Raw genomic sequence first — 25,985 nt, forward strand, 5'->3', positions numbered from 1 at the left:
TGGTCAGGAGTCGAGCCAGGACGCGGTGTAGGTGTCGATCTCGGTGGCCAGCCGCGCCTTGCCGGCCGGGTCCATGAAGGACACCTCGACCGCGTTCTTCGCCAGGTCGGCCAGCCCCCGCTCGTCGAGCTCCAGCAGCCGCGCGGCGACCGCGTACTCGTTGTTCAGGTCGGTGCCGAACATCGGCGGGTCGTCGGAGTTGACGGTGACGATGACGCCGGCCCGCGTGAACTCCTTGATGGGGTGCGCGTCGAGGTCGGTCACCGCGCGGGTGGCGATGTTGGAGGTGGGGCACACCTCCAGCGGGATGCGCCGCTCCGCCAGGTGCCGGAGCAGCTCGGGGTCGCGGGCCGAGCTGGTGCCGTGCCCGATGCGCTCGGCACCCAGCTCGTTGAGGGCGTCCCACACGGTCTCCGGTCCGGTGGTCTCGCCTGCGTGCGGCACGGAGTGCAGTCCGGCGGCGATCGCGCGGTCGAAGTACGGCTTGAACTGCGGCCGGGGCACGCCGATCTCGGGCCCGCCGAGACCGAAGGAGACCAGGCCCTCCGGGCGCAGCCGGTCGTCGGTGGCGAGCCGCGTGGTCTCCTCGGCGGACTCGAGACCGGCCTCGCCGGGGATGTCGAAGCACCAGCGCAGCACGGTCCCGAGCTCGGCCTCGGCCGCCTTGCGGGCGTCCTCGATCGCGTCCATGAAGGCACGCTCGTCGATGCCGCGCCGGGTGGAGGAGAACGGGGTGATGGTCAGCTCGGCGTACCGCACCTGCTGCCGGGCCAGTTCGCGGGCCACCTCGTAGGTCAGCAGCCGTACGTCCTCGGGAGTACGGATCAGGTCGACGACGGACAGGTACACCTCGATGAAGTGGGCGAAGTCCGTGAAGGTGAAGTAGTCGGCCAGGGCCTCGGGGTCGGTGGGGACCTTGGAGTCGGGGTGGCGGGCGGCCAGCTCCGAGACGATCCGGGGGGAGGCGGATCCTACGTGGTGCACATGCAGCTCGGCCTTGGGCAGGCCGGCGATGAAGGCGTGCAGATCGCGTGGGACGCGCGGCTCGACGAGACGGTCGGTCAAGGTTCCTCCCCGGAACGGCGCCCCTTCGACCGCACGGGCGGCGGGACGCGGATGATCGGCTGATCGGTGACTCGGGGTCATCGTAGGCGGTCGGGGAAGGGGGCGCGGGTCGGTACGGGGCGGCGGAGCCGTAGCATGGCCGGACGATCGAGGCCGAGGGGGAACTCCAGATGACGGACGCGACGCAGCCGGGCGGGGACACGGGCGCCGGCGACCCCTGGGCGCCCCCGGAGGGCAGGCCCTCACTGGACAAGGACCACACGTCCGGCGTCGGCCGGCCGCCGCAGCCACCGGCCACGCCGACCGTCGCCGACGGGCTGTCCGCGCCGCAGCCGCCGTCCGTGCACAACCAGCCCACCATCGCCGGGATGCCGGGTGCCGGCTTCGTCCCGCCCGTCGGCGCCACGCCCCCGGGCGGCGCCACGCCCTTCGACACCCAGGGCTCCGCGCTGCCCCCGCCGCCCGTCGCGCCCACCGGCCCCGGCGCCCCCGGCGGCTACGGATACCCCGGCTACCCGCCGGGCTACGGCTGGCCCGGCATGCCGGGCCAGCGGCAGAACGGCATGGGCGTCGCGGCCATGGTGCTCGGCATCCTGGCCTGCTGCCTGTTCTGCTTCTACGGCGTGGTCTCCGTCGTCCTCGGCGTCCTCGCCATCGTCTTCGGCATCAAGGGCCGCAAGAAGGCCGAACAGGGCCTCGCCGACAACCACGGACAGGCCCAGGCCGGCCTGATCACGGGCATCATCGGCCTCGTCCTCGGCATCGCCGTGATCGTCCTGATAGCCATCGGCGTCGTGGCCGCCATCAACAGCGAGGAGGACAGCTGGGAGGACGAGGACTACTACGGCGCCCACCGCCCCGCCGTCACCGCTCCCGCCTTCCGCTGACCGCACCGGTCGCCGAGGACCGACGGCCCGAGCCCCCGCACAGCGGGCTCGGGCCGTCGTCCTTTCGCGGATGGGTCAGAGCGCGAGGCCCGTCAGGACCATCACCCGCTCGTAGGTGTAGTCGTCCATCGCGAACCTCACGCCCTCACGGCCCACACCGGACTGCTTGGCACCGCCGTACGGCATCTGGTCGGCGCGGTAGGACGGCACGTCACCGATGACCACACCGCCGACCTCCAGGGCCCGGTGGGCCCGGAAGGCGGTCTGCAGGTCGTGCGTGAACACGCCCGCCTGGAGGCCGTACTTGGAGTCGTTGACGGCCGCGAAGGCCGCCGCCTCGCCGTCCGCCTTCTGCACGGTCAGCACCGGCCCGAAGACCTCCTCGCGGGAGATCGTCGCGTCGGCCGGTACGTCGGCGAGCACGGTCGGCGCGTAGGAGGCGCCGTCGCGCTTGCCGCCGGTGAGGAGGGTGGCGCCCGCGGCGACGGCCTCGTCGACCCAGGACTCCACGCGCTGCGCGGCGGCCTCGCTGACCAGCGGGCCGACGTCGGTGGCGTCGTCGTTCGGGTCGCCGGTGACCTGAGCCTCGACGGCGGCGACGATGCGCGGCAGCAGCCGGTCGTACACGGAGGCGTCGGCGATCACGCGCTGCACGGAGATGCAGGACTGGCCGCCCTGGTAGTTGGAGAAGGTCGCGATGCGCTGCGCGGCCCGGTCCAGGTCCTCGTCGCTCGCGAAGTCGGCGAGGACGACGGCCGCGCCGTTGCCGCCCAGCTCCAGGGTGCAGTGCTTGCGCGGCACCGAGTCCATGATCGCGTAACCGACGGTCTCGGAGCCGGTGAAGGAGATCACCGGCAGCCGCTCGTCCTGGACCAGCGCGGGCATGCGGTCGTTGGGGACCGGGAGGATGCTCCAGGAACCGGCGGGCAGCTCGGTCTCGGCGAGCAGCTCACCGAGGATCAGGCCGGAGAGGGGGGTGGCGGGAGCCGGCTTGAGGATGATGGGCGCGCCCGCGGCGATCGCGGGGGCGATCTTGTGGGCGCACAGGTTCAGCGGGAAGTTGAACGGCGCGATGCCGAGGACGACGCCCTTGGGGAAGCGGCGGGTGAAGGCGAGCCGGCCCTGGCCGCCGGCGTCGGTGTCCAGGCGCTGGGCCTCGCCGCCGTTGAAGCGGCGGGCCTCCTCGGCGGCGAAGCGGAAGACGGAGACGGCGCGGCCGACCTCTCCGCGGGCCCACTTGACCGGCTTGCCGTTCTCGGCGGAGATCAGGCGGGCGATCTCCTCGGTGCGCTCGGCGAGGCGGCGGCTGACGTGGTCGAGGGCGGCGGCGCGGACGTGGGCGGGGGTGGCGGCGAAGTCCTCGCGGACGGCGTGGGCGGCGGAGACGGCCTCTTCGACCTGGGCGTCGGTGGGGACGCTCACCGTGCCGACGGTGCGGCCGTCCCAGGGGGAGGTGACGTCGAAGGCGGTCTCGCCGGTGGCCTGGCGGCCGGCGAGCCAGAAGGCGGTGGTGGAAGTCATGTGCGGGCTCCGGCCCTTCCGTGGTGGGGGTGTGCGGGTGGGTTGCTGGGTCCACGGTAGGGCGGGGAGCGGGGGGCGGAGTTTGGCCGAGTCGTAGGGGTGGGGGTGCGGGGGTTCTACGATTTGGCGGGGTGGGCCGGGGGTGTCACTCCGTCGTTGTCGCCTTCAGGGACAGCCACAGCTCCATGCGGGTGTCCGGGTCGTCCAGGGAGCGGCCCAGGATCTCCTCGACCCGGCGCATGCGGTAGCGCAGGGTGTGGCGGTGGACGCCCAGGTCGGCCGCCGCCGCGTCCCACTGGCCGTGGCGGGAGAGCCAGGCGCGCAGCGAGGCGACGAGGTCGCCGCGGCCCGTCGCGTCGTGTTCGCGCAGGGCGCGCAGCAGCCCGTCGGCGAACGCCCTGACCGCGTCGTCGGCGAGCAGCGGCAGCACCGATCCGGCGGCCATGTGCTCGTGCTCCACCAGCACCCTCCCCCGCCGCCGCGCCACCGAAAGAGCCTGCTCGGCCTGCTTGTAGGCGGTGGACGCGGCGATCGGTCCGGCCGGTGCGGACAGTCCGACGACCAGTTCGTCGTCGTCGGCCTTGCGGGCCGCCTCCCGCGCGGCGGCGTGATCGCAGCAGGCGGCCACGGCGGCGCCGCCGTCGCAGGCCAGTATCACCAGCCGGTTTCCCTCCGGTACGACCAGGACCACCTCCCCGGAGCGGGCGGCGGCGGCCTCCGCGGCCTCGGCGAGGGCTCCGAGGGCGTCCCCGTTCGTCTCGCCCCCGGCGGCCACGATGATCCGGAAGGGCGCGTCGAGAAGGCCGCCGTACAGGTCGCCGGCCACCGCGCGGGCGTGGTCCGGCTCCCCGGCGAGCAGCATGCGCAGGACGGCGGCGCCGATGCGCTGCTCGGCGGCGTGCAGGGAGCGGGAGCGTTCCGTGATCAGGGTGAGCAGGGCGATGGCGGAGTGGACGGCGTACCGTTCGGCGGTGCCGAGGGCGGCGGCCGTACCGACGGCGAGCGCCGCGCGGGGGCGCCGGCCGGTGCCGAGGGAGTGCAGTTCGACCCGGTCCTCGTTCTCCGGGCCCGCCACGACCGAGGAGGCGGGCGCGGGCCGCTCCCGCAGCCGGGTCACGTCCGGGGTGAGCCGCGCGGCGCGCCGGCCCGCCCACTCCGGTGCCGCGGCCACGACGGCGCCCGAGGCGTCGTACAGCGCGGCCCACCCGTCGACCTGCGCGGCGAGCGCGGCCAGCAGCCCCTCCGGGCCTTCCGTCAGAGCCTGTCGTGTCAGCTCCCGCTGGGCCGCGAAGCCCGCGGTCACCGCGCGGTACTGGTCGGCGGCGATGGCGGCGGACACGGCCTTGCTGATCGCGAGGAAGGGGGTGCGGCGCGGCACCTCGAGGAGCGGCAGACCCTCCTCCCGCGCGGCGTCGACGAGGGCGTCGGGGATGTCCTCGTAATGGACGCCGACGGCGAATCCGAGGCCCACGACTCCCGCCCCGACCAGCCGCCGCACATAGCGGCGCATCGCCTCCCGGTCCTCCGCGTCGAGTTTCAGCGCGGTGATCAGCAGGAGTTCCCCGCCCTCCATGTAGGGCACGGGGTCGGCGAGCTCACTGGCGTGCGCCCAGCGGACCGGCGCGTCGAGGCGGTCCCCGCCCGCGCGCACGGTCAGCTTGAGCGCGGAGTGGTGGACGAGCGAGGCGAGCGTCGGGGGCATGGGTGCCTTGAGCCTTCGGGTCTGCGTCGGGTGTGTGAGAACTCGGTGATCTTTTGGCCGTCGCGTATGAACGGCCTGTGTCGATTCTGCCTCACTGTACGGTCCCCGGCCGCCCCGATCGGCCGGCTCACTCCCGCAGGTCCACCAGCAGCGGCGGCGCGTGCTCGCCCTTGACGTCGGTCAGCGACAGCACCGCGTGGCCCGCCGGTACGGCATGCGCCAGCTCCGACGCCGACCACCGCTCCCGCTCGACCTGCCGCACGGTGACCGCCCGCGCGGTCGGCGCCTTGCCCGTGATCGCCCGCCGCAGGGCGTGAGCCGCCTTGCCCGCCGGGCTCTCCGCGATGATCTGCCGGTCGGTGACGTCCCGGGCCTCGGTCCACTCCTTGCCCCACACCTCGGCGAAGTCCTGCCCGTCCCACGGGGTGACACCGGACAGTGCCATCCGGCATCCGGTGGCCCCGAGCAGCGGCCCGCGCAGCGGCCTCGGTACGTCGTCCAGGGTGCGCAGCGTCAGCACCACGCCCGCGTTGGCGGACCGCAGCCGCTGGATGCCCCGCACGGCCTCGGGGGTGACCACGCCGGTCGCGTCGTCCAGCACCAGACAGGCGAACAGGGAGCGGTCCTCGCGCACCGTCACGCTCGCCGTGAACTGGGCGAGGACCAGCCGCGCCAGCATCCGCGAGGCGTCCGCGTGCCCGCGCTGGGGCAGGTCGACGCGCACCCGTACCGGGTGGTCCAGCGCCTTGAGCGAGAACGGCCGGGACTGCCCGGAGGTGTCGAAGAACCCCGCGAAGGCCGGCCGGTCCAGCAGCGCCACCCGGTCGGCGAGGGTGCCGCCGACATCGCCAGGGTGGGCCATCTGCCGCTCGCGCGCGTCGAGTTCACGCAGCAGCGACTCCTGGCCGGCGGCCTGGAGCCCGCTGCGCAGGGCGGCCAGCGGGCCGGGGGCGCCGTCGAGGAGCTGCCGCAGCTCGGGGACGGACGGGAAGCGGCCGTGCACCGCGCGGAACGGGCCCAGGAGCTGGGCGAGGACGGTGGTGGAGCGGCGGCTGTCGCTGCCCGGGTGCGGATCCGCCAGGTCTCCCACCAGCGCCTCGGCGAGTACGGCCGCGGCCTCGTCGGGGTCCGTGGTGCCGCCGTACAGGTCGAGGTCGTAGACCGACTCGGGATTGCCGATCCGCACGACGACGTCGTACGCGTCGCTGTCGCCGAGCCCCGCGCCCGCCGCGCCGACCACGACCACGGCGGCCTTCCCGGCCAGCGCGTGCAGGCACAACGACTCGGCGAGCGGCTGGACGACACCGCCGGTCTTGCCGGAACCGGCCGGTCCGACGGCGAGGAGCGAGGTGCCGAGGAGTTCCGGACCGAGGGCCAGGCCGGTGCCGCGGTAGGCGTAGGGGTTGCGGGGGTCGTCGGCCGTGGTGCCGATCCGTACCTGCCCGGTGAGCAGGTCGTGGCGGGCCTGCCGGGCGGGCAGGTCGCGCGCGCCGGAGGGATGCGGGCAGGCGGCCGCTCCGTCCGCGAGCACGGCTCCGGTGAAGGCGGCGAGGCTGTGCCGGCCGTTGCGCACGCCCTGCCAGGCGCGGGCGATACGGGCCTGGTCGACGTCCCGCATCAGCCCGGCGCGGGCGTCGGCGGCCAGCCGCTCGGCGGCGTCCGTGGCGCCGGCGGCGCGGAGGGCGGGCCAGGCGGCGGGGTCGGCCTCCGCGGCGGGCGGGCGCTGGTCCCGCGCGGGGCCACGGCGCCAGGCGGGCGGGCCGTAGCGGCGCCAGATCTCGCTCCAGCGGCCGAGGCGGCCCACGCCGACCATGATGATCCCGGCGATCAGCACGTAGTAGGCGTAGACGACCACGACGGCGCCGAAGCTGTGGGGCTCCGCCCAGGAGTCGGGGATCATCGCGTAGAGCGGCAGCAGCCACCAGCCGCCGAGGTAGCCGTTCCACAGCAGCGACCAGATGAGCCAGCCGACGAGGAACGCGATCAGGGCTCCGCTGAGCAGCTGGCGTCCGGGGACGCGCTCCGGTTCCTCCTCCGGGCGCGGCCGGTGGCCGAACCGCCACACGCCGGGGAGGGCCTCGGGGCGGGGGGTGCGGAGCCAGGTGAGGAACGCGGAACCGTCGGGCGGCGGGGGCATGCCCGGGGCCCTGGTGGGGCGCGGGGGCGCCATCGGTACGTCCGGTGGGCCCGCCGGGCGCGGGACGGGGTGCGCATGCGTGCCCCGTGCGTCCTGGGTACCGTCGCTGTTCATCGCCCTTGCCCCCTGAGCTGCCGCTCCATCCGCCGTCAGCGAGTCAATCTAACGCCCTGACAGGGCGAGTTCACTGTTTACGTGGCCGGGGCCGCGGCCGGGCGGGGGATGGGTTTCACTTACCCGCGCTTGCGGGGTGCCTCCCCCACTCCCGGCTCCTCCCCCACTCTCGGCTTCGCTCGAGCGGGGGGACCCCATGAGCGGGGCACCCCCATCGCCCCTGGGGGTACCTCCCAGGCCCTTACGACCCTGGGGGAGGCACGACTGCCCGCGGCTCCCCCTGGCTATGTCCATCACGGACAACCCCGCCCTCCCGACAACGCCCACATGGAGCATGCCCAGCCCCCCTCGGCGGCCCTAGCCTGCGAGAAAAGAAAGAAAAGCGTCCGAAACACCCCCCCCCAGGAGCCCCGCATGACCGCACTTCCGCAGGAGCGCCGCGTCGTCACCGCCATCCCCGGCCCGAAGTCGCAGGAGCTGCAGGCCCGCCGCACCGCCGCGGTCGCGCAGGGCGTGGGCTCCGTGCTGCCCGTGTTCACCACCCGCGCGGGCGGCGGCATCATCGAGGACGTCGACGGCAACCGGCTGATCGACTTCGGCTCCGGCATCGCCGTGACCTCCGTCGGCGCCTCCGCCGAGGCCGTCGTCCGCCGCGCCTCCGCCCAGCTCGCCGACTTCACCCACACCTGCTTCATGGTCACGCCGTACGAGGGCTACGTGGCCGTCGCCGAGGCGCTCGCCGAGCTGACGCCGGGCGACCACGCCAAGAAGTCCGCGCTGTTCAACAGCGGCGCCGAGGCCGTCGAGAACGCCGTCAAGATCGCGCGTGCGTACACGAAGCGGCAGGCGGTCGTCGTCTTCGACCACGGCTACCACGGCCGTACGAACCTCACCATGGCGCTGACCGCGAAGAACATGCCGTACAAGCACGGCTTCGGCCCGTTCGCGCCCGAGGTGTACCGCGTCCCGGTCGCCTACGGCTACCGCTGGCCGACCGGCCCGGAGAACGCGGGCCCGGAGGCCGCCGCGCAGGCCATCGACCAGATCTCCAAGCAGGTCGGCGCCGAGAACGTGGCCGCGATCATCATCGAGCCGGTGCTCGGCGAGGGCGGCTTCATCGAGCCGGCCAAGGGCTTCCTGCCCGCGATCAGCAAGTTCGCCCAGGACAACGGCATCGTCTTCGTCGCCGACGAGATCCAGTCCGGCTTCTGCCGCACCGGTCAGTGGTTCGCCTGCGAGGACGAGGGCATCGTCCCGGACCTGATCACCACCGCGAAGGGCATCGCGGGCGGTCTGCCGCTCGCCGCCGTCACCGGCCGTGCCGAGATCATGGACGCCGCGCACTCCGGCGGCCTGGGCGGCACCTACGGCGGCAACCCCGTCGCCTGCGCGGGCGCGCTCGGCGCGATCGAGACGATGAAGGAGCTCGACCTCAACGCCAAGGCGAAGAACATCGAGGCGATCATGAAGTCCCGCCTCACCGCCATGGCCGAGAAGTTCGACGTCATCGGCGACGTCCGCGGCCGGGGCGCGATGATCGCCATCGAGCTGGTCAAGGACCGCGCCACCAAGGAGCCGAACCCCGAGGCGACGGCCGCGCTGGCCAAGGCCTGCCACCAGGAGGGCCTGCTGGTCCTGACCTGTGGCACCTACGGCAACGTGCTGCGCTTCCTGCCCCCGCTGGTCATCGGTGAGGACCTGCTGAGCGAGGGCCTCGACATCATCGAGCAGGCGTTCGCGCGCATCTGAGCCGGCATCAGGGCAGGTGGGACGCCTGCCCCGGGCCGCCGGGACCGACGAGCGGCAGAGCGTGTGAAGAACGTGTGCGAGGTGGATGACAGGAGCCCGTCGGCCCTGTCGCGGGGCCACCCCCTGCCGTAGGTTTCTCCACGGATGAGAGACACACCCCGCCCACAGGGGACTGTGGGCGGTTTCAGGCCGGGGCCTCCCCAGCTTCGACCTGGTCGTGCCCTCGCGCACACAACCGGGGCCCGAGGGCCTCGGGTCTCCTCATGATCGGACGGTCGCCCGCCCCACACCCCCCGGGGCGCGCGACGTTCCGGTCCGGACGGCCGTCCGGGCATCTCATACGGCAAGCCGTTCCCAGAAGGGCCAGTGCATACCCCCCCTTTGCACTGGCCCTTCTGCATGCACCGGGCCCCACCTGCGAAGCTGTGCACCATGCTGCTGCTGGGACCGCCCGTTCTCCTCTTCGCGCTGATCACCTGGCAGGTCGTCGCCGACGGCCCGCTGGTGGGCCTCGACGAACGGCTGAGCCGGGAGCTGGTCCATCCGGACCGGGCCTCCGAACTGCTCGCCGACCTCGGCAACGCCCAGGTCGCCCTCCCCGTCCTGGTGATCGCACTGGCGTACGCCGCCTGGCGCGGACGTGCCACAGGTATGGACCGCTGGTGGCTGCCGCCCGCCGCCGGGGCCCTGGCGATGGTGCTGGTGCCGACGCTGGTCGCACCCCTCAAGGAGTGGACCGACCGCCCCGGCACCCCGGCCGTGCCCCCGGCGGTCGGCTACTACCCCTCCGGGCACACGGCCACCGCCGTGGTGGCGTACGGCGCGGCGACGCTGCTGCTCCTGCCGCTGCTGCGGTCGCCGGCGGTCCGTCGCGTGCTCGTCGCGGCCTGCGCCGTCCTGGTCGTCGGCGCCTCGTTCGGGCTGGTGCGCCGGGGCTACCACTGGCCGCTGGACGTGGCGGCCAGTTGGTGCCTCGGCGCGGTGCTGCTGATCTGCCTCCGGCTGTCGCTCAGCCGAAGTAGCCGTCGAACGTCCGCTGGAACTCCCAGCCGCCGAACCGGTCCCAGTTGATCGACCAGGTCATCAGCCCGCGCAGCCCCGGCCAGGTCCCGTGGGTCGCGTAACCGCCGCAGTTCGTGCGCTTGGTCAGACAGTCGAGGGTCTTGGTGACCTCGGCCGGGGACACGTGCCCGTTGCCCGCGTTGGCCGTGGCCGGCATGCCGATGGCGACCTGGTCGGCGCGCAGCGGCGGGAAGACGTTGTTCGCGTCGCCGGCGACCGGGAAGCCGGTGAGCAGCATGTCGGTCATCGCGATGTGAAAGTCGGCGCCGCCCATCGAGTGGTACTGGTTGTCCAGGCCCATGATCGGGCCCGAGTTGTAGTCCTGGACGTGCAGCAGCGTCAGGTCGTCGCGCAGGGCGTGGATGACCGGGAGGTACGCGCCCGCCCGCGGGTCCTGGCCGCCCCACTTGCCGGTGCCGTAGTACTGGTAGCCGAGCTGGACGAAGAAGGTCTCCGGGGCCATGGTCAGCACGAAGTCGTCGCCGTACTTGGCCTTCAGGGTCTTCAGGGCCGAGATCAGGTTGACGATCACCGGGGTCTTCGGGTTCCTGAAGTCCGTGTCGTCGGCGTTCAGGGAGAGGGAGTGGCCCTCGAAGTCGATGTCCAGGCCGTCGAGTCCGTACTCGTCGATGATCTTCGAGACGGAGGAGACGAACATGTCGCGGGCGGCGGTGCTGGTGAGCTGTACCTGGCCGTTCTGGCCGCCGATGGAGATCAGCACCTTCTTCCCGGCCGCCTGCTTGGCCCTGATGGCCGCCTTGAACTCGGCGTCGCTCTCCACACCCGGGCACTCCGAGGCCGGGCAGCGCTCGAAGCGGATGTCGCCCGAGGTGACCGAGGTCGGCTCACCGAAGGCCAGGTCGATGACGTCCCAACTGTCGGGGACGTCGGCCAGGCGGGTGTAGCCGGAACCGTTGGCGAAGCCGGCGTGGAGGTAGCCGACCAGGGCGTGGGCCGGGAGGCCGGAGTCGCCGCCGCCGGAGTCGGGTGCTCCCGTCGTCGCGGTCACGGTGGCCGAACGGGCCGACTCACCCGCGTCGTTCACGGCCGTGACCTGGAAGGCGTACGCCGTCGAGGGCGACAACCCGGTGACGGTGGCCGACGTCCCGCTCACCGTCCGCACCTTGGTGCCGTCACGGTAGACCGCGTAACCGGTGGCGCCGGGCACGGGGGACCAGGACAGGGCCACGCTGGTGGAGGTGACGGTGCCGGCCCGCAGGCCGGTGGGCGGGGCGGGCGGCCGGCCCGTCTCGCCGCCGGGTCCGACCAGGGTGATGTCGTCGGCGTGATAGGCGCCCGTGCCGTACCAGCCGTGGGTGTAGATGGTGACGCGGGTGGTGGAGGGGCCGGTGCGGAAGGTGGTGGTGAGCTGCTGCCAGCCGGGGGCGGACTGGGTCCAGGTGGAGACGTCGGTGGTGCCGGTGCCGCTCGCGCCCAGGTAGACGTAGCTGCCCTGGACGTGACCGGAGAGCGTGTACTGGGAGTCCGGTTTCACGGTGACGGTCTGCGCGCAGCGGGCGTTGTCGGCGCCCGCCGGGGTTGCCTTCAGCGCCGAAACGCCACTGTGCACAGGCGAGTTCACCGTCGTGCCGGCCGTACAGCTCCAGCCGTCGAGGCCGGACTCGAAGCCGCCGTTCCTGGCGAGGTCCGCGTCGGCCGCGCGGGCGGCCGACGACAGCGCGGTCATACCGGTGGTGGCGAGGACGGTGGCGGTGAGCAGCGCCACGAGGGGCCGGCGCGCGAGAGGTCTGGAGCGGTCCACAAGGGCCTCCGGGCAGGGGGAGTCGGGAGGGCGGAGCGCGCTCAATTTGGTCCAGACCAATTCGGTTGTCAAGCCCCCGCGCGGCTCAGCTGTCGAAGCCGAGGCCCAGCCGGTCCATCGTCCGCAGCCACAGATTGCGCCGCCCGGCCTGTGCGTCCGCCCTGGCCAGCGACCACTTGGTGAGGGCGATGCCGGTCCAGGCGAACGGCTCCGGCGGGAACGGCAGCGGCTTCCTGCGCACCATCTCCAGCTCCGTGCGTTCGGTCCGTTCCCCCGCCAGCAGGTCCAGCATCACCTCGGCGCCGAACCGCGTCGCGCCCACCCCGAGACCCGTGTAGCCCGCCGCGTACGCCACCCTCCCCGTGTACGCCGTGCCGAAGAACGCCGAGAAGCGGGAGCAGGTGTCGATCGCGCCGCCCCAGGCGTGGGTGAAGCGCACGCCTTCGAGTTGCGGGAAGCAGGTGAAGAAGTGCCCGGCCAGCTTGGCGTACGTCTCCGGCCGGTCGTCGTACTCGGCGCGCACCCGGCCGCCGTACGGATAGACCGCGTCGTAGCCGCCCCACAGGATCCGGTTGTCGGCGGAGAGCCGGAAGTAGTGGAACTGGTTGGCGCTGTCCCCGAGGCCCTGGCGGTTCTTCCAGCCGATGGACGCCAACTGGTCGGCGGTGAGCGGCTCGGTCATCAGGGCGTAGTCGTACACCGGGACGGTGTAGGGGCGGACCCGTCTGACCAGGCTGGGGAAGACGTTGGTGCCGAGCGCCACCGCGCGGGCGCGGATCCGCCCGTACGGGGTGCGTACGGCCATGCCGGAGCCGTACGGCTTCAGGGTGAGGGCGGGGGTGCGCTCGTACACGCGGACGCCCAGGTCCAGGCAGGCCCGCTTCAGTCCCCAGGCCAGTCTGGCCGGGTGGAGCATGGCCACGCCCCGCCGGTCGTACAGCCCGGCCCGGAAGGTCGGGGAGTCCACCTGTTCCCGTACGGCGTCGGCGTCCAGGTACTCGACGTCGTCGGCGAGGCCCCTGGCGCGGATCTCCTCGTACCAGTCCTTGAGCTCCCACGCCTGGTAGGGCTCGGTGGCGACGTCGATCTCGCCGGAGCGTTCGAAGTCGCAGTCGATCGAGTGGCGGGCGACCGTCTCCTCGATGGCGTCGAGGTTGCGGGCGCCCAGCCGCTGAAGGGTGTGGATCTCGTCCGGCCAGCGGGTGAGTCCGTTGGGCAGGCCGTGGGTGAGGGAGGCGGCGCAGAAGCCGCCGTTGCGGCCGGAGGCGGCCCAGCCCGCCTCGCGGCCCTCCACCAGCACGACGTCCCGTGCGGGGTCGCGCTCCTTGGCGATCAGCGCGGTCCACAGTCCGCTGTAGCCGCCGCCGACGACCAGCAGGTCGCAGGTCTCGGCGCCGGTGAGGGCGGGTTCGGGGCCGGGCCTGCCGGGGTCGTCCAGCCAGTAGGAGACCGGCCGGGCCTCGGAAAGGGATTTCGTCCAACGGCTCATGGCGCCAGGGGCCATGATGTCAACTCCCTACAGTGATTTTCATGCCTTCTGCCGGTTGCGGCGATTTCCGATGATCATGGAGACCAGTACCAGCAGGACGGCGAGGGCGAACATGGCCGTACCGATCACATTGATCTGCACGGGAGTTCCGCGCTGCGCGGAGCCCCATACGAACATCGGGAAGGTGACGGTCGAGCCGGCGTTGAAATTGGTGATGATGAAATCGTCGAAGGAGAGCGCGAAGGCGAGCAGCGCGCCCGCCGCGATGCCGGGGGCGGCGATCGGCAGCGTGACCCGGACGAACGTCTGGAACGGGCCGGCGTACAGGTCCTGCGCGGCCTGCTCCAGCCTCGGGTCCATCGACATCACGCGCGCCTTCACGGCGACCACGACGAAGCTGAGGCAGAACATGATGTGGGCGATCAGGATCGTCCAGAAGCCGAGCTGCGCACCCATGTTGAGGAACAGGGTGAGCAGCGAGGCCGCCATGACCACCTCGGGCATCGCCATCGGCAGGAAGATCAGCGAGTTCACGGCGGGGCGGGCACGGAAGCGGTAGCGGACCAGCGCGAAGGCGATCATCGTGCCGAGCAGCGTGGCGCCGAGCGTCGCCCACAGGGCGAGCTGGAGGCTGAGCGACAGCGAGGCGCACAGTCCGGAGACGCCGCAGGGGTCCTTCCACGCCTCGGTGGAGAATTCCTGCCATGTGTAATTGAAGCGCCCCTTCGGATTGTTGAAGGAGAACACGGTGACGACGACGTTCGGCAGGAGGAGATAGGCGAGGGTCAGCAGTCCCGCGATGACGACGAAATGGCGCTTGAGCCAGTTGACGAAGGTCATTTTAAACCAGATCCTCCGTGCCGGACTTGCGGATGTAGAGCGTGACGATGACGAGGATCGCGGCCATCAGGATGAACGAGAGTGCCGCGGCCGTCGGATAGTCGAGGATCCGCAGGAATTGCGACTGGATGACATTGCCGACCATGCGGGTGTCGGTCGAGCCGAGCAGATCCGAGTTGATGTAGTCGCCGGATGCCGGGATGAAGGTCAGCAGAGTGCCGGAGACCACGCCCGGCATCGACAGCGGGAAGGTGACCCTGCGGAAGGTGGTCGACGGCCTGGCGTACAGGTCGTTCGCCGCCTCGTGCAGTCGGGGGTCGATGCGCTCCAGCGAGGTGTAGAGCGGCAGGATCATGAACGGCAGGAAGTTGTACGTCAGACCGCACACCACCGCGAGCGGTGTGGCGAGCACCCGGTCGCCGGCGGTCCAGCCGAGCCACGCCGTGACGTCCAGGACGTGCAGGGTGTTCAGGGCGTCGACCACCGGGCCGCCGTCGGCGAGGATCGTCTTCCAGGCGAGCGTGCGGATCAGGAAGCTGGTGAAGAACGGCGCGATCACCAGGATCATGATCAGGTTCCGCCAGCGTCCCGCGCGGAAGGCGATCAGATAGGCCAGCGGGTAGCCGAGCAGCAGGCACAGCACGGTCGCGGAGGCCGCGTAGAGCACCGAGCGCACGAACTGCGGCCAGTAGTCGGACAGCGCGTCCCAGTAGGTGGCGAAGTGCCAGGTGACCTGGTAGCCCTCCTCCAGGGAGCCCGTCTGCACGGACGTGGAGGCCTGGTAGATCACCGGCAGCGCGAAGAACACGAACAGCCAGAGCAGACCGGGCAGCAGGAGCAGGTACGGCGTCCAGCGGCCCCGCCCGCGCGGTGGCTTCCGCTCCGGCGGGGCGGGCGCCAGGGGTGGCGCCTCGGTGACCGTCGTCATCAGGCGACCTCTTCCTCGACCGTCTCGACGCCCGCGTCGATGTCCTGCGCCGCGTCCAGTCCGAAGGTGTGCGCCGGGTTCCAGTGCAGGACCACCTCGGCGCCGGGCACCAGCCGGGGATCGCGGTCGATGTTCTGGACGTAGACCTCGAAGTCGGAGCAGACCGGGCTGTCGACGACGAACTGCGTGGAGACGCCGATGAAACTGGAGTCGGCGATCCGGCCGGTGATCCGGTTGCGGCCCTCGGGTATCGCGCCGGCGTCGTCGGCGTGGGTGAGGGAGATCTTCTCCGGGCGCACCCCGACCAGCACCTTGCCGCCGGCCGTCGTGGGCGCGCTGGTGCGGGCCCCGGGCAGGACGAGCTTGCCGCCGCCCGCCTTGAGGATGATCTCGTCGCCGGACTTGGTGTCGACCTCGGCCTCGATGAAGTTGGAGGTGCCGAGGAAGTTGGCGACGAACGTGGTGCGCGGGTTCTCGTACAGGTCGGCGGGCGAGCCGAGCTGCTCGACCCGGCCGGCGTTCATCACGGCGACCGTGTCGGCCATGGTCATGGCCTCCTCCTGGTCGTGCGTGACGTGCACGAAGGTGATGCCGACCTCGGTCTGGATGCGCTTGAGCTCGAGCTGCATCTGACGGCGCAGCTTCAGGTCGAGGGCGCCCAGCGGCTCGTCGAGCAGCAGCACCTTGGGGTGGTTGATCAGCGCGCGGGCCACCGCGACGCGCTGCTGCTGGCCGCCGGAGAGCTGGTGCGGCTTCTTGCGGGCCTGCTCGCCGAGCTGGACCAGCTCCAGCATCTCCTCGACCTGCTTCTTCACGCTCTTGATGCCGCGCCGGCGCAGACCGAAGGCGACGTTCTCGAAGATGTCGAGGTGCGGGAAGAGGGCGTAGGACTGGAAGACCGTGTTCACCGGCCGCTTGTACGGCGGCAGCGCGGTGACGTCCTGGTCGCCGAGGTGGACGGTGCCGCTCGTGGGCTCCTCCAGACCGGCGATCATCCGCAGGGTGGTGGTCTTGCCGCAGCCGGAGGCGCCGAGCAGGGCGAAGAAGGAGCCCTGTGGCACGGTCAGGTCGAGCGGGTGCACGGCGGTGAAGGAGCCGTACGTCTTGCCGATGCCGGTGAGGCGGACGTCCCCGCCCGCGGTGCCGGCCGTGGTGGTGTCTTCGGTCGTCTTCATCTCGTCACGCCCCAGTGAGCTTCGCGAACTTCTCTTCGAATTCCGTCTCTTCCTCGGAGCTCAGGGAGCGGAAGGCACGGGACTTGGACTGCATGGCCCGGTCGGGGAGGATCAGCGGGTTGTTCGCCGCGTCCTCGTCGATCTTCGCGAGCTCGTCCTTCACTCCCTCGACCGGGCAGACGAAGTTGATGTAGGCGGCGAGTTCCGCGGCCGCCTCCGGCTCGAAGTAGTAGTCGATGAGCCGCTCGGCGTTGGCCTTGTGACGGGCCTTGTTGGGGACCAGCAGGTTGTCGCTGGACATCATGTAGCCGCTGTCGGGTATCAGGAAGTCGATGTCCGGGTTGTCCGCCTTGAGCTGGACGACGTCCCCGGCCCAGGCCACGCAGGCGGCGAAGTCGCCCTTGCTGATGTCCGCGGTGTAGTCGTTGCCGGTGAACCGGCGGATCTGGCCCTTGTCGACGGCCTTCTGCAGGCGGGCGATCGCCCCGTCGTAGTCGTCCGCGGTGAACTTCTCCGGCTCCTTGCCCATGTCGAGCAGGGTCAGGCCCATGGTGTCGCGCATCTCGGTGAGCAGCCCGACCCGGCCCTTGAGCTTCGGATTGTCCAGCAGGTCGGAGAGGGTCCGCACCTCGACGCCGTCGAGCGCCTTCTTGTTGTAGGCGATGACGGTCGCGATGCCCTGCCAGGGGTAGGAGTAGGCGCGGCCCGGGTCCCAGTCGGGGCTGCGGAACTGGGGCGACAGGTTGGCGAAGGCGTGCGGGAGGTTGGCCGGGTCCAGTTTCTGCACCCAGCCGAGGCGGATCAGGCGGGCGGCCAGCCAGTCGGTGAGGACGATGAGGTCGCGGCCGGTGTCCTGGCCCGCGGCGAGCTGCGGCTTGATCTTGCCGAAGAACTCGGTGTTGTCGTTGATGTCCTCGGTGTACGTGACCTTGATGCCGGTGCGTTCCGTGAACGCGTCCAGCGTGGGGTGCGCGCGCCCGCTGTCGTCGACGTCCATGTACTCGGTCCAGTTGGAGAAGGTGACGGACTTCTCCTCCTTCGAGTGGTCCTCCGCCGGGACACCGCCCTGGGTGTTTCCGGCCGCGGGGATGCCGCAGCCGCTCAGCGCGCCGAGTCCGCCGGCCGCGAGCGCGCCGCCCGCGGAGGCGCGCAGCAGGGAACGGCGGGACAGGGCCGCCCTGCCGGTGCGGAGGCTGCGCCGCACGGCGGCCGCCTGGGCCGGTGAGAGGCGGTCGGGCTCGTACTGCTCCATGCGCGTGGTGCCCTTTCGGGAGGGTGGCCGCGGGTCGGGCGGCCTGGCTGCTATCGGTCCCCGAAGATGGTGCGGTGCCAGTCCTTGCGGACCACCGCGGTGTTGTCGAACATGACGTGCTTGACCTGCGTGTACTCCTCGAACGAGTAGGCGGACATGTCCTTGCCGAAGCCGGACGCCCCAAAGCCGCCGTGCGGCATCTCGCTGATGATCGGGATGTGGTCGTTGATCCACACGCACCCGGCCTTGATCTCGCGGGTGGCGCGGCCCGTGCGGTACACGTCCCGGCTCCAGGCGGAGGCGGCGAGTCCGTACGGGGTGTCGTTGGCCAGCGCGATGCCCTCGTCGTCGGTGTCGAAGGGCAGGACGACCAGCACCGGACCGAAGATCTCGGACCGCACGACCTCGCTGTCCTGCGGTGCGCCGGCGATGAGGGTGGGGCGATAGTACGCGCCGTCCCTCAGCTCGCCCAGGGGTGCCTCGCCGCCGGTCACCACACGCGCGTAGGCGCGCGCCCGGTCGACGAAACCGGCCACCCGGTCGCGCTGGGCGTGCGAGACCATCGGGCCGAGGTCGGTGCCGGGGGCGAAGGGGTCGCCGAGCCGGACGGTCTCCATCAGGGCGGCGGTGCGCTCGACGAACGCCTCGTAGAGCGGGCGCTGCACGTACGCGCGCGTGGCGGCCGTGCAGTCCTGGCCGGTGTTGATGAGCGCGCCCGCGACCGCGCCGTGGACGGCGGCGTCGAGGTCGGCGTCGTCGAAGACGACGAAGGGGGCCTTGCCGCCCAGCTCCAGGTGGAGGCGCTTGACGGTGGCGGTGGCGATCTCGGCGACCCGCTTGCCGACGGCGGTGGAGCCGGTGAAGGAGGTCATGGCCACGTCGGGATGGCCGACCAGGTGCTCGCCCGCCTCCCTGCCGGTGCCGGTGACGACGTTGACCACACCGTCCGGGATGCCCGCGTCGGTGGCCGCCTGCGCGAAGAGCAGCGAGGTCAGCGGGGTGAGCTCGGCGGGCTTGAGGACGACCGTGTTGCCCGCGGCGATCGCCGGGAGGATCTTCCAGGCGGCCATCTGGAGCGGATAGTTCCAGGGGGCGATGGAGCCCACGACGCCGATCGGCTCGCGGCGGACGTAGGAGGTGTGGTCGCCGGAGTACTCGCCGGCCGACTGGCCCGTCAGGTGGCGGGCGGCGCCGGCGAAGAAGGCGATGTTGTCGATCGTGCCCGGTACGTCGAACTCGCGGCTCAGCTTCAGGGGCTTGCCGCACTGCAGTGACTCCGCGCGGGCGAAGTCCTCCGCGCGGTCGGCGACGACGGCGGCGAACCGGTGCAGGGCGTCCGAGCGCTCACCGGGGGTGGCACCGGCCCAGCCCGGGAACGCCTCCCGCGCGGCGTCGACGGCCGCGTCGACGTCGTCGGGGCCGGCGAGTCCGTACGTGTACACCTCCGCGCCGGTGGCCGGGTCGACGACCGTGTGGGTGCGGCCCGAGGTGCCCTTCGCCGGGCGGCCCGCGATGAACTGCGCGCCGTCCGCGAACCGGTTCTGGGCGGGAAACCGTTCCGGGGTGGTGCTGCCCGGGTTGTGCATGTCGCTCTCCTCCGTGTCCCCGAGGGGGGCGGCGTGGCTCCAGCTCGATTTGAGTGCCGATCCTGACAGAACGAGTGGGCTCCAACAAGTGATTCCGTTGTTGCCTTTTGGTTACGCGACGGAATCTGTCGACCAGGTGTCTAGTGGCCACGGAAAAGGCAGGACGGAGTGTCGGTGGTTGCTGCCAGACTCACGCCGGACGGGCCGGAAGCCGCCCCCGCCGCCCCTTCCCTCTCCCGCTCTCGGCTTCGCTCGAGCGGGGGGACCCCCATCGTCCCCCGGGGGCTCCGCCCCGGACCCCGCTCCAAGTTTCAGCCCCTCCGGCGTGTGAGGAGCGGGGTCCGGGGCGGAGCCCCGGTTTCGGGACGGGAAGGGGCGGCGGGGGCGCATCAAACCGCGAGGAGAGGAGCACGGGGTCGATGGACTCACGGGAGAAGCTGATCGAGGCGGCCCGCGCCGGAGCGAAGGTCAAGTACCTGCACTTCTGGGGGCACCGGCCGCTGTCCGACGGCCGGATCGGGCCGAGCTGCCTCAGCCAGTGGTGGCCGTCGCCGTTCACGGTGGACGGCGTGGAGTACGCGACCGCCGAGCACTGGATGATGGCGGCCAAGGCCCGGCTGTTCGGTGACCCCGAGGGGGAGCGGCGGGTGCTGGCCGCGGGGCATCCCTCGCAGGCGAAGAAGGCCGGGCGGCTGGTGCGGGGCTTCGACGAGGCGACATGGCACCGGGAGCGGTTCGGCATCGTCGTGGAGGGCAACGTGCACAAATTCGCGGCCCACGACGACCTGCGGACGTTCCTGCTGGGCACGGGCGAGCGCGTCCTGGTCGAGGCGAGCCCGGTGGACCGGGTGTGGGGCATCGGCCTCGCGGCCGGCGACGAGGGGGCGAGCGACCCGGAGCGCTGGCGGGGCCCGAACCTGCTGGGGTTCGCGTTGATGGAGGCCCGGCGGCGGTTGCGTACGGGCTGAGCGGGGGCCTTCGCGCACGGTGGATCGGTCTCGCGGTCGGGTCGGCGACGGATCCGGAGCGCCGGCGGGGCCCGAACCTGCTGGGGTTCGTGCTGATGGAGGCCCGGCGACGCCTGCGCACCGGCTGAGCGGGGGCCTCGTGCGACGGCGGAGGGCCGGTCCGATGCGGACCGGCCCTCCGCCGGGACGGGCGTTCAGGACGTGGCGCCGACGCCTCCCATGACACTGGCGAACAGCAGGATGCCGAGCAGCGGCAGGATCACCGTGGCCACGATGCCGCAGATGAGCCCGGCGGTCGCCGCGCCCTTGTTGGTGGCCTCGCCGCGGTTGGCCTTCCCCCGGCCGACGGCGCCGAAGATGATCGCCAGGATGCCCAGGATCACGCCGAAGAACCACAGGAAGAAGGTGAGGCTGCAGACCAGGCCGATGATGCCCAGCACCAGCCCGGTGGTCCCCATGCCGTTGCTCGGCTGCATGGGCACCATGTAGCCGGGCGCCTGCGGGTAGGGAGCGGGGGGCATGCCCTGCGGAGCGGGACCCGAGGGGTAGCCGTAGGACGGGCCGGACTGCGGATAGCCGTAACCGGGGCCCGGTTGCTGCGGGGGCTGTGACGGCGGCCCGAACCCACCGGGTGCGGGGTTGCTGCCGGACATGAAAAAGGTCTCCCCTCCGTTAAAACTGACCCCGGCATCATATTGACTTCACTCCTCCCCCGAAGGGGGGATTCCCGGCTCAGGACCGCGCTCCCGGAGCGGTCCCCCGGAAGCGGCCTTCCGGAGACGAAGCACCGGGGCCCGGCACCGATGCCTTCGGTGCCGGGCCCCTTCTTGGTGCCGGCCGCGTCCGGACCCTCAACCGGAGAAGCCGACCCGCGCGACCCGCAGCGGGCCGCGCAGCCGGAGCCGCACGTCGTGCACGCCGTCGACGACGGCGAAGGACGCGCGGAGCGTGGTGTAGTCGTACGGGCCGGACGTGGCCGCGCGCGGCGACAGTTCGGCGAGCACCGGCCCGCCGTCGAGCGCGACCTCGGCGGTGCCCTCGCCGGACACCTCCACGGTCACCTCCGTCACCCCGCCGCCGAAGTCGCAGCGGCGGAAGAGGAGTTCGCCGTCCTTCCCGGCCACGGCGGTGACCGAGTCGCCCGCCGCCTTCGCGCGGTCGACGATCTCGACCCCGCTCTGCTCGTCGAAGTCGGCGGCGTCCAGGCCGCGTTCGAGGACGGGGCGCGGGACGGCCGGCTCGCCGTCCAGGACGACCGTGGCCCGTGCCCGCACGTCCTCGCTGGACGCACCCGCCAGCAGCTCGTACGCCCCCGGCTCCACCCGCCACCGGCCCACCGCCACGTCCCAGAACGCGAAGGCGGACAGCGGCAGCACGAAGGACAGCCCGGCCGTCTCCCCGGGCGCCAGCGTCACCCTCCGGTGCGCCAGCAGCTCACGGCGCGGACGCGGCACCGACGGGTCCATGGCCCGCGTGTAGAGCTGGGGCACCTCGTCGGCGGTGACGTCACCGGTGTTGGTGACAGTGAAGGAGACCCGCACCGCCGACCCGTCGGCGTCGGCCGTCAGCTCCCCGTAGGAGAAGTCCGCGTACGACAGGCCGTGCCCGAAGGGGAACAGCGGCGCGCCCTCGAAGTACAGATAGGTCTGCCGGCCGCCGATCACGTCGTAGTCGAGGAGGTCCGGCAGGTCGGCGTCGTCGGCGTACCAGGTCTGCGGCAGCCGGCCGGCGGGGGAGACGTCACCGGCGAGCACGCGGGCCAGCGCGGTGCCCGCGGCCTGACCGCCGTGTGCGGTCCACAGCAGCGCCGGGAGGTCCGCCGGGTCCACCGCGTACGGGTAGGCGGAGGTCAGCACCAGCACCGTGTTCGGGTTGGCGGCGCGGGCCGCGCGCAGCAGCCGCTCCTGCTGGGCGGGCAGCCGCAGCGTCGTACGGTCCTCGGTCTCGCGCCCGTTGATGTGCGGATCGTTTCCGGCGACCACCACGACCACGTCGGCGCCGGCCGCGACGCGCGTGACGGCGTCCTGCCCGCGCTCGACGACGGCCAGCTCGAAGACCTCGGGATCCTCCTCGGCAACCTTCACGCCGTCGGCGGCGACCCGCACATGGCGTCCTGTCCCCAGATGCCTCAGGAGGTGACCGTCCCCGTGCGGTTCCAGCCGGAACGTCTCCTGCACGACCCAGCCGCCCGGCTGGTCGGCGGAGGCGCGCACGTACCCGTCCTCGGCGACCGAGAGATAGCGGCCGTCGGGCGCCCGCAGGGTGAGCACGCCCCCGCCCCAGTCGACCAGGGCGAGTTCGGTGCCGTCCGCCTGAGCGGTGAGCGGCGGCAGGTCGGTGCGGCCCGCGAGCAGCGCCGGGTCGAGGGCGCCCTCGGCGCCGCGCGCCGTCTCGGACGCCTCGGGGGCCGGCGGGACGTGCAGGAACGTACCGGCGGAGGTCTTCAGCAGCACCCGGTCCACCCCCTCGGCGAACTCCACGCGCTCGGCGCCGAAGCGCTCGTAGAGGCCCTCCAGCGGGGTGGAGCGGTGGATGAGGCTGCCGCTGTACCAGTCGAGCTTGCACTCGTCGGCGAGCAGCCCGACGACCGCGATCCGGGTGTCCGGGGCGAGCGGCAGCGGGCCGTCGTTCTTCAGCAGGACGATCGCCTGCTCGGCGGCCTCCCGGGCGAGCGCCCGGTGCTCCGGGGTGTCGAAGGGCTGCTCCCCGGCGTACGGGTCCGCGCCCGGGTCGAACTCGCCGAGCCGGAACCGCACCGAGAGCTGGCGGCGTACGGCCGTGTCGATGTCGGCCTCCGTCAGCAGGCCCCGCTCCAGCGCGCCCCGGACACGTCCGATGATCTTCGAGCCGTCGGTGCCGTGGTCGGTGAAGCTGTCGACCCCGGCCCGCAGGGCCGCCGCGGTGGCCTCCTCGTGGGTGTCGAAGTAGTGCTCGGAGTCGACCAGGTTGGACGGCGCGCCCGCGTCCGAGCAGACCAGCAGGTCCTCCTCGGTCCAGGTGCGCAACTGCTCGCGCAGATACGGGGAGACGTGGTTCGGGCGGCCGTTGACCAGGTTGTACGCCGGCATCACGCCGGCCACCGCGCCCGCCTCGACGGCGTCGCGGAAGGCGCGCAGGTCGTACTCGTGCAGCACGCGCGGGCGGACGGAGCTGGACGTGGTGTCGCGCTCCGTCTCGTTGTTGTGCGCCAGCCAGTGCTTGAGGACGGGGGCCGTGCGCCAGTAGACCGGGTGGTCACCGCGCAGGCCGTGGGTGTAGGCGGTGGCGATCGCCGAGGTGAGCCTCGGGTCCTCCGAGTAGCCCTCCTCGCCCCGTCCCCACAGCGGGTGGCGCAGCAGATTGACGGTCGGGGCCCAGACGTTGAGGCCGACGCGCTCGTCGCGGGCGCGCATCGCGCGGGTCTCGCGGGACACCGCCTCGCCCACCCGGCGCACCAGTTCCTGGTTCCAGGTGGCGCCGAGGCCGACGGCCTGGGGGAACACGGTCGCCGGGCCCATCCAGGCGACACCGTGCAGGGCCTCCTGGCCGGTGCGGAAGGCGGCGACGCCCAGGCGCTCGACGGCGGGCGCGAACTGGTGCAGAAATCCGATCTTCTCGTCGAGGGTGAGCCGCGACAGAAGGTCGTCGATGCGCTTCGCGAACGGCAGATCCGTATCGCGGAAAGGCGGCGTAGGCGGCGTTTGTGCGGTCACGTGGGGTTCCCCTCGGGATGGAGCGACGAGGCCTTTCGAAGCGCTTCGATGCTCATTCCAGGTGGGGGTGAGTGTCAAGGGATCCACGGGTACGGATCGCACGCCCCGCGCATGATCCATGAGCAGTATGCCTGCATCGCCATCGCGCATACATCCGAGGAATCTTCGATGCGACCCTTGTGTGCCCCTGACTGTTCACTTAACCTCGCAGCAACATCGAAGCGCTTCGACTGCGAGGCCGCCTTTCCGGCGCACCTTCCGCCGAACGACCGCTTCGGCTCAGCCAGTTCCACTGAAGACACCGCAGCCGACGGCCACCGCCGGGTGTCCTGGTGCGCCATGAAGGGTTGACGCAATGACGCCGAACGCCGCCCCCAGCTCCTCCGGACCGAGCCGGAGAGGCTTCCTCGCCTCCACAGCGGTCGCCGCCGCGGCGGTGGCGGGAGGAATGCCGCTGCTCGCCGCGTGCGGCGGGTCCGACGGAGGTTCGCGGGACGGCACCACGTCGAGCAAGGACGCCAAGAAGATCCTCCCGGCGTACGTGGCGAGCAATGTGGTCACGCCCGACATCCCCAGCAAGAACGGTTCCGCGGTCGGCTTCACCAGCAAGCTCGACCTGGCGGGCCTGAAGACGTCGGTGCCGAAGAAGCTTGGCAAGGGCGGCAAGGTCACCATCATGTCGCCGTTCTGGGGCTCCCCGCCCAAGGACGGCAACGCCTACTACACGTCGATGAACGACCTCATCGGCGTCGACGTGGTCTGGCAGAACCAGGACGGCAACACCTACGACCAGAAGCTCGGCGCGGTCCTCGCCTCCAGCGAGGTGCCCGACGTGGTGGTCGTGCCCGGCTGGAACATGACGGGCAAGATCCCCAGCGCCATCATCGGCAAGTTCGCCGACCTCGGCCCGTACCTGTCCGGCGACGCCGTCAAGGACTACCCGAACCTCGCGGCGATCCCCACCGACGCCTGGCAGCGGTCCATCTTCGGCGGCAAGCTGCGCGGCCTGCCCATGCCGTCCTCGTACGTCACCGGCATCGTGCCGCTCTACCGCCAGGACATCTTCGAGAAGGAGGGCTACGAAGTCCCCCGCTCGTGCGACGACTTCATGGCGCTGGCCAAGGAGGCCACCAACGCCAAGGCCAAGCGCTGGGCCTGCCTGGACATGAAGTGGACGGCCTTCAACGCCTTCGGTGTGCTCTCCGGCAACGAGAAGTCGCTCGGCTGGAACGAGGCCGACGGCAAGCTGGTCTACCGCATCGAGACCGAGGAGTACCTCGAGGCCCTGGAGTGGACGCGCAAGCTGTTCGCCGCCGGCGTGGTGCACCCCGACGCCGAGCTGGGCAAGAGCAACGCCAGCGACCCCGGGCCCAAGTTCGCCGCCGGTGAGTTCCTGATCTACAACCAGGACATGTCGCAGTGGTGGAGCCGCACCGCCGAACAGGCCACCCAGAACCCCGAGTTCAAGATCTGGGGCATGGACGTCTTCGGCCACGACGGCGGCGACCCCACGCTGTGGGCGCAGAACCCGGCCGGCATCTTCGCCTTCGTCAACAAGAAGGCCTCCGAGTCCGTGATCCGTGACGTGCTGGCCGTCGCCAACGTCACCGCCGCGCCGTACGGCACCAAGGAGTACATGGCCACCAACTACGGCGTGGAGGGCACCCACTACACCGTCAAGGACGGCGTGCCCGCCAAGACCGACCAGGGCAACATCGACGTGATGAACGCCTATGTGATGGTCGCGAGCCCCGCTCCGACCATCGCCCACCCCGACTTCCCCGAGGTCACCAAGGGCCAGGTGGAGTGGCAGCAGCGGATGGGCGCCTTCACCAGGAAGTCCTCCTTCTACGGCATGCAGATCACCGAGCCCGCCCGCTGGACCAACCTCTCCAACGACTTCGAGCAGCTGGAGGACGACGTCGTCCGCGGCCGCAAGAAGATCAGCGACGTGCAGCAGGCCGTATCCGACTGGAAGAGCAAGGGCGGCGACGAACTCCGCGACTGGTACAAGAAGATCCTCGACGAGAACGGCTCGGCGGCCGGCTGACCAGGT

The 25,985-nt window shown here is 71.7% G+C and carries 18 protein-coding genes; 5 read left to right on the top strand and 13 right to left on the bottom strand.

The annotated features are described in order from the left end of the window. Nucleotides 1-3: 3 nt before the first annotated feature. Entirely contained in the window at nt 4-1,065 is a 1,062-nt protein-coding gene (locus tag ACF1DX_RS28330; RefSeq protein WP_391793953.1) for an adenosine deaminase, read from the bottom strand. Nucleotides 1,066-1,235: 170 nt separating this feature from the next. Between ACF1DX_RS28330 and ACF1DX_RS28335 the strand changes: the two genes are divergently transcribed. After that, nucleotides 1,236-1,952, top strand: a complete 717-nt coding sequence (locus tag ACF1DX_RS28335; protein ID WP_391793954.1) for a DUF4190 domain-containing protein — start codon at nt 1,236-1,238, stop codon at nt 1,950-1,952. A 75-nt stretch (nt 1,953-2,027) separates the two neighbouring features. Here the strand turns inward: ACF1DX_RS28335 and ACF1DX_RS28340 are convergent, their stop codons facing one another. The 3 genes from ACF1DX_RS28340 to ACF1DX_RS28350 all read right to left on the bottom strand — a co-directional run bounded on the left by ACF1DX_RS28340 (nt 2,028) and on the right by ACF1DX_RS28350 (nt 7,426). Further along, complete coding sequence (locus tag ACF1DX_RS28340) at nt 2,028-3,473, bottom strand: aldehyde dehydrogenase family protein (RefSeq protein WP_391793955.1); 1,446 nt, start codon at nt 3,471-3,473, stop codon at nt 2,028-2,030. Nucleotides 3,474-3,618: 145 nt separating this feature from the next. Next, nucleotides 3,619-5,175, bottom strand: coding sequence for a PucR family transcriptional regulator (locus ACF1DX_RS28345; RefSeq protein ID WP_391793956.1), 1,557 nt, complete (start codon nt 5,173-5,175; stop codon nt 3,619-3,621). Nucleotides 5,176-5,302: 127 nt separating this feature from the next. Further along, nucleotides 5,303-7,426 (bottom strand): ATP-binding protein, encoded by a 2,124-nt coding sequence (locus tag ACF1DX_RS28350; RefSeq protein WP_391793957.1) that lies wholly within the window; start codon nt 7,424-7,426, stop codon nt 5,303-5,305. 414 nt (nt 7,427-7,840) lie between these two features. Here ACF1DX_RS28350 and gabT point away from each other — a divergent pair, with 414 nt between their 5' ends. Further along, entirely contained in the window at nt 7,841-9,175 is a 1,335-nt protein-coding gene (gene gabT, locus ACF1DX_RS28355) for a 4-aminobutyrate--2-oxoglutarate transaminase (RefSeq protein WP_391793958.1), read from the top strand. A 432-nt stretch (nt 9,176-9,607) separates the two neighbouring features. Further along, nucleotides 9,608-10,246 carry a phosphatase PAP2 family protein gene (locus ACF1DX_RS28360; protein ID WP_391793959.1) on the top strand — a complete coding sequence of 213 codons (639 nt, stop codon included), beginning with the start codon at nt 9,608-9,610 and terminating at the stop codon, nt 10,244-10,246. Here the strand turns inward: ACF1DX_RS28360 and ACF1DX_RS28365 are convergent. From ACF1DX_RS28365 to ACF1DX_RS28395, 7 genes are all read right to left on the bottom strand, one after another. After that, nucleotides 10,185-11,999 carry a chitinase gene (locus tag ACF1DX_RS28365; protein WP_391793960.1) on the bottom strand — a complete coding sequence of 605 codons (1,815 nt, stop codon included), beginning with the start codon at nt 11,997-11,999 and terminating at the stop codon, nt 10,185-10,187. The genes ACF1DX_RS28360 and ACF1DX_RS28365 overlap by 62 nt on opposite strands. 85 nt (nt 12,000-12,084) lie before the next feature. Continuing rightward, nucleotides 12,085-13,503 (bottom strand): NAD(P)/FAD-dependent oxidoreductase, encoded by a 1,419-nt coding sequence (locus ACF1DX_RS28370; RefSeq protein ID WP_391793961.1) that lies wholly within the window; start codon nt 13,501-13,503, stop codon nt 12,085-12,087. 24 nt (nt 13,504-13,527) lie between these two features. Then, complete coding sequence (locus ACF1DX_RS28375; RefSeq protein ID WP_391793962.1) at nt 13,528-14,328, bottom strand: ABC transporter permease; 801 nt, start codon at nt 14,326-14,328, stop codon at nt 13,528-13,530. Between the two features lies 1 nt (nt 14,329). Beyond that, the gene (locus ACF1DX_RS28380) at nt 14,330-15,256 is read right to left on the bottom strand and encodes an ABC transporter permease (RefSeq protein WP_391793963.1); all 927 of its coding nucleotides are present in this window, start codon (nt 15,254-15,256) and stop codon (nt 14,330-14,332) included. Beyond that, complete coding sequence (locus ACF1DX_RS28385) at nt 15,256-16,431, bottom strand: ABC transporter ATP-binding protein (RefSeq protein WP_391793964.1); 1,176 nt, start codon at nt 16,429-16,431, stop codon at nt 15,256-15,258. Before ACF1DX_RS28385 ends, ACF1DX_RS28380 begins: the two co-directional genes overlap by 1 nt. Nucleotides 16,432-16,435: 4 nt before the next feature. Then, a complete protein-coding gene (locus ACF1DX_RS28390; RefSeq protein ID WP_391793965.1) occupies nt 16,436-17,683 on the bottom strand; it encodes a spermidine/putrescine ABC transporter substrate-binding protein in 1,248 nt (415 codons plus the stop codon). A gap of 50 nt (nt 17,684-17,733) precedes the next feature. Continuing rightward, on the bottom strand, nt 17,734-19,269 hold the full coding sequence (locus ACF1DX_RS28395; RefSeq protein ID WP_391793966.1) for a gamma-aminobutyraldehyde dehydrogenase: 1,536 nt from the start codon (nt 19,267-19,269) through the stop codon (nt 17,734-17,736). A 419-nt stretch (nt 19,270-19,688) separates the two neighbouring features. Here ACF1DX_RS28395 and ACF1DX_RS28400 point away from each other — a divergent pair, with 419 nt between their 5' ends. Then, the gene (locus tag ACF1DX_RS28400; protein WP_391793967.1) at nt 19,689-20,237 is read left to right on the top strand and encodes an NADAR family protein; all 549 of its coding nucleotides are present in this window, start codon (nt 19,689-19,691) and stop codon (nt 20,235-20,237) included. Nucleotides 20,238-20,431: 194 nt separating this feature from the next. On the opposite strand, the gene ACF1DX_RS28405 is transcribed toward ACF1DX_RS28400, so the two are convergent. Next, the gene (locus tag ACF1DX_RS28405) at nt 20,432-20,890 is read right to left on the bottom strand and encodes a DUF4190 domain-containing protein (protein WP_391793968.1); all 459 of its coding nucleotides are present in this window, start codon (nt 20,888-20,890) and stop codon (nt 20,432-20,434) included. Between the two features lie 198 nt (nt 20,891-21,088). Next, a complete protein-coding gene (locus tag ACF1DX_RS28410) occupies nt 21,089-23,929 on the bottom strand; it encodes a glycoside hydrolase family 3 C-terminal domain-containing protein (protein WP_391793969.1) in 2,841 nt (946 codons plus the stop codon). Nucleotides 23,930-24,284: 355 nt separating this feature from the next. Here ACF1DX_RS28410 and ACF1DX_RS28415 point away from each other — a divergent pair, with 355 nt between their 5' ends. Next, the gene (locus ACF1DX_RS28415) at nt 24,285-25,979 is read left to right on the top strand and encodes an extracellular solute-binding protein (RefSeq protein WP_391793970.1); all 1,695 of its coding nucleotides are present in this window, start codon (nt 24,285-24,287) and stop codon (nt 25,977-25,979) included. Nucleotides 25,980-25,985: the final 6 nt, after the last annotated feature.

The sequence above is a fragment of the Streptomyces sp. NPDC014676 genome (assembly GCF_043084105.1).
Taxonomy (GTDB): Bacteria; Actinomycetota; Actinomycetes; order Streptomycetales; family Streptomycetaceae; genus Streptomyces.

Coding starts and splice junctions, on each gene's coding strand:
- ACF1DX_RS28415 (WP_391793970.1), top strand. CDS start 24,285: ATGACGCCGAACGCCGCCCCCAGCTCCTCCGGACCGAGCCGGAGAGGC.
- ACF1DX_RS28340 (WP_391793955.1), bottom strand. CDS start 3,473: ATGACTTCCACCACCGCCTTCTGGCTCGCCGGCCGCCAGGCCACCGGC.
- ACF1DX_RS28370 (WP_391793961.1), bottom strand. CDS start 13,503: ATGGCCCCTGGCGCCATGAGCCGTTGGACGAAATCCCTTTCCGAGGCC.
- ACF1DX_RS28390 (WP_391793965.1), bottom strand. CDS start 17,683: ATGGAGCAGTACGAGCCCGACCGCCTCTCACCGGCCCAGGCGGCCGCC.
- ACF1DX_RS28375 (WP_391793962.1), bottom strand. CDS start 14,328: ATGACCTTCGTCAACTGGCTCAAGCGCCATTTCGTCGTCATCGCGGGA.
- ACF1DX_RS28350 (WP_391793957.1), bottom strand. CDS start 7,426: ATGAACAGCGACGGTACCCAGGACGCACGGGGCACGCATGCGCACCCC.
- ACF1DX_RS28400 (WP_391793967.1), top strand. CDS start 19,689: ATGGACTCACGGGAGAAGCTGATCGAGGCGGCCCGCGCCGGAGCGAAG.
- ACF1DX_RS28360 (WP_391793959.1), top strand. CDS start 9,608: ATGCTGCTGCTGGGACCGCCCGTTCTCCTCTTCGCGCTGATCACCTGG.
- ACF1DX_RS28335 (WP_391793954.1), top strand. CDS start 1,236: ATGACGGACGCGACGCAGCCGGGCGGGGACACGGGCGCCGGCGACCCC.
- gabT (WP_391793958.1), top strand. CDS start 7,841: ATGACCGCACTTCCGCAGGAGCGCCGCGTCGTCACCGCCATCCCCGGC.
- ACF1DX_RS28395 (WP_391793966.1), bottom strand. CDS start 19,269: ATGCACAACCCGGGCAGCACCACCCCGGAACGGTTTCCCGCCCAGAAC.
- ACF1DX_RS28380 (WP_391793963.1), bottom strand. CDS start 15,256: ATGACGACGGTCACCGAGGCGCCACCCCTGGCGCCCGCCCCGCCGGAG.
- ACF1DX_RS28345 (WP_391793956.1), bottom strand. CDS start 5,175: ATGCCCCCGACGCTCGCCTCGCTCGTCCACCACTCCGCGCTCAAGCTG.
- ACF1DX_RS28385 (WP_391793964.1), bottom strand. CDS start 16,431: ATGAAGACGACCGAAGACACCACCACGGCCGGCACCGCGGGCGGGGAC.
- ACF1DX_RS28405 (WP_391793968.1), bottom strand. CDS start 20,890: ATGTCCGGCAGCAACCCCGCACCCGGTGGGTTCGGGCCGCCGTCACAG.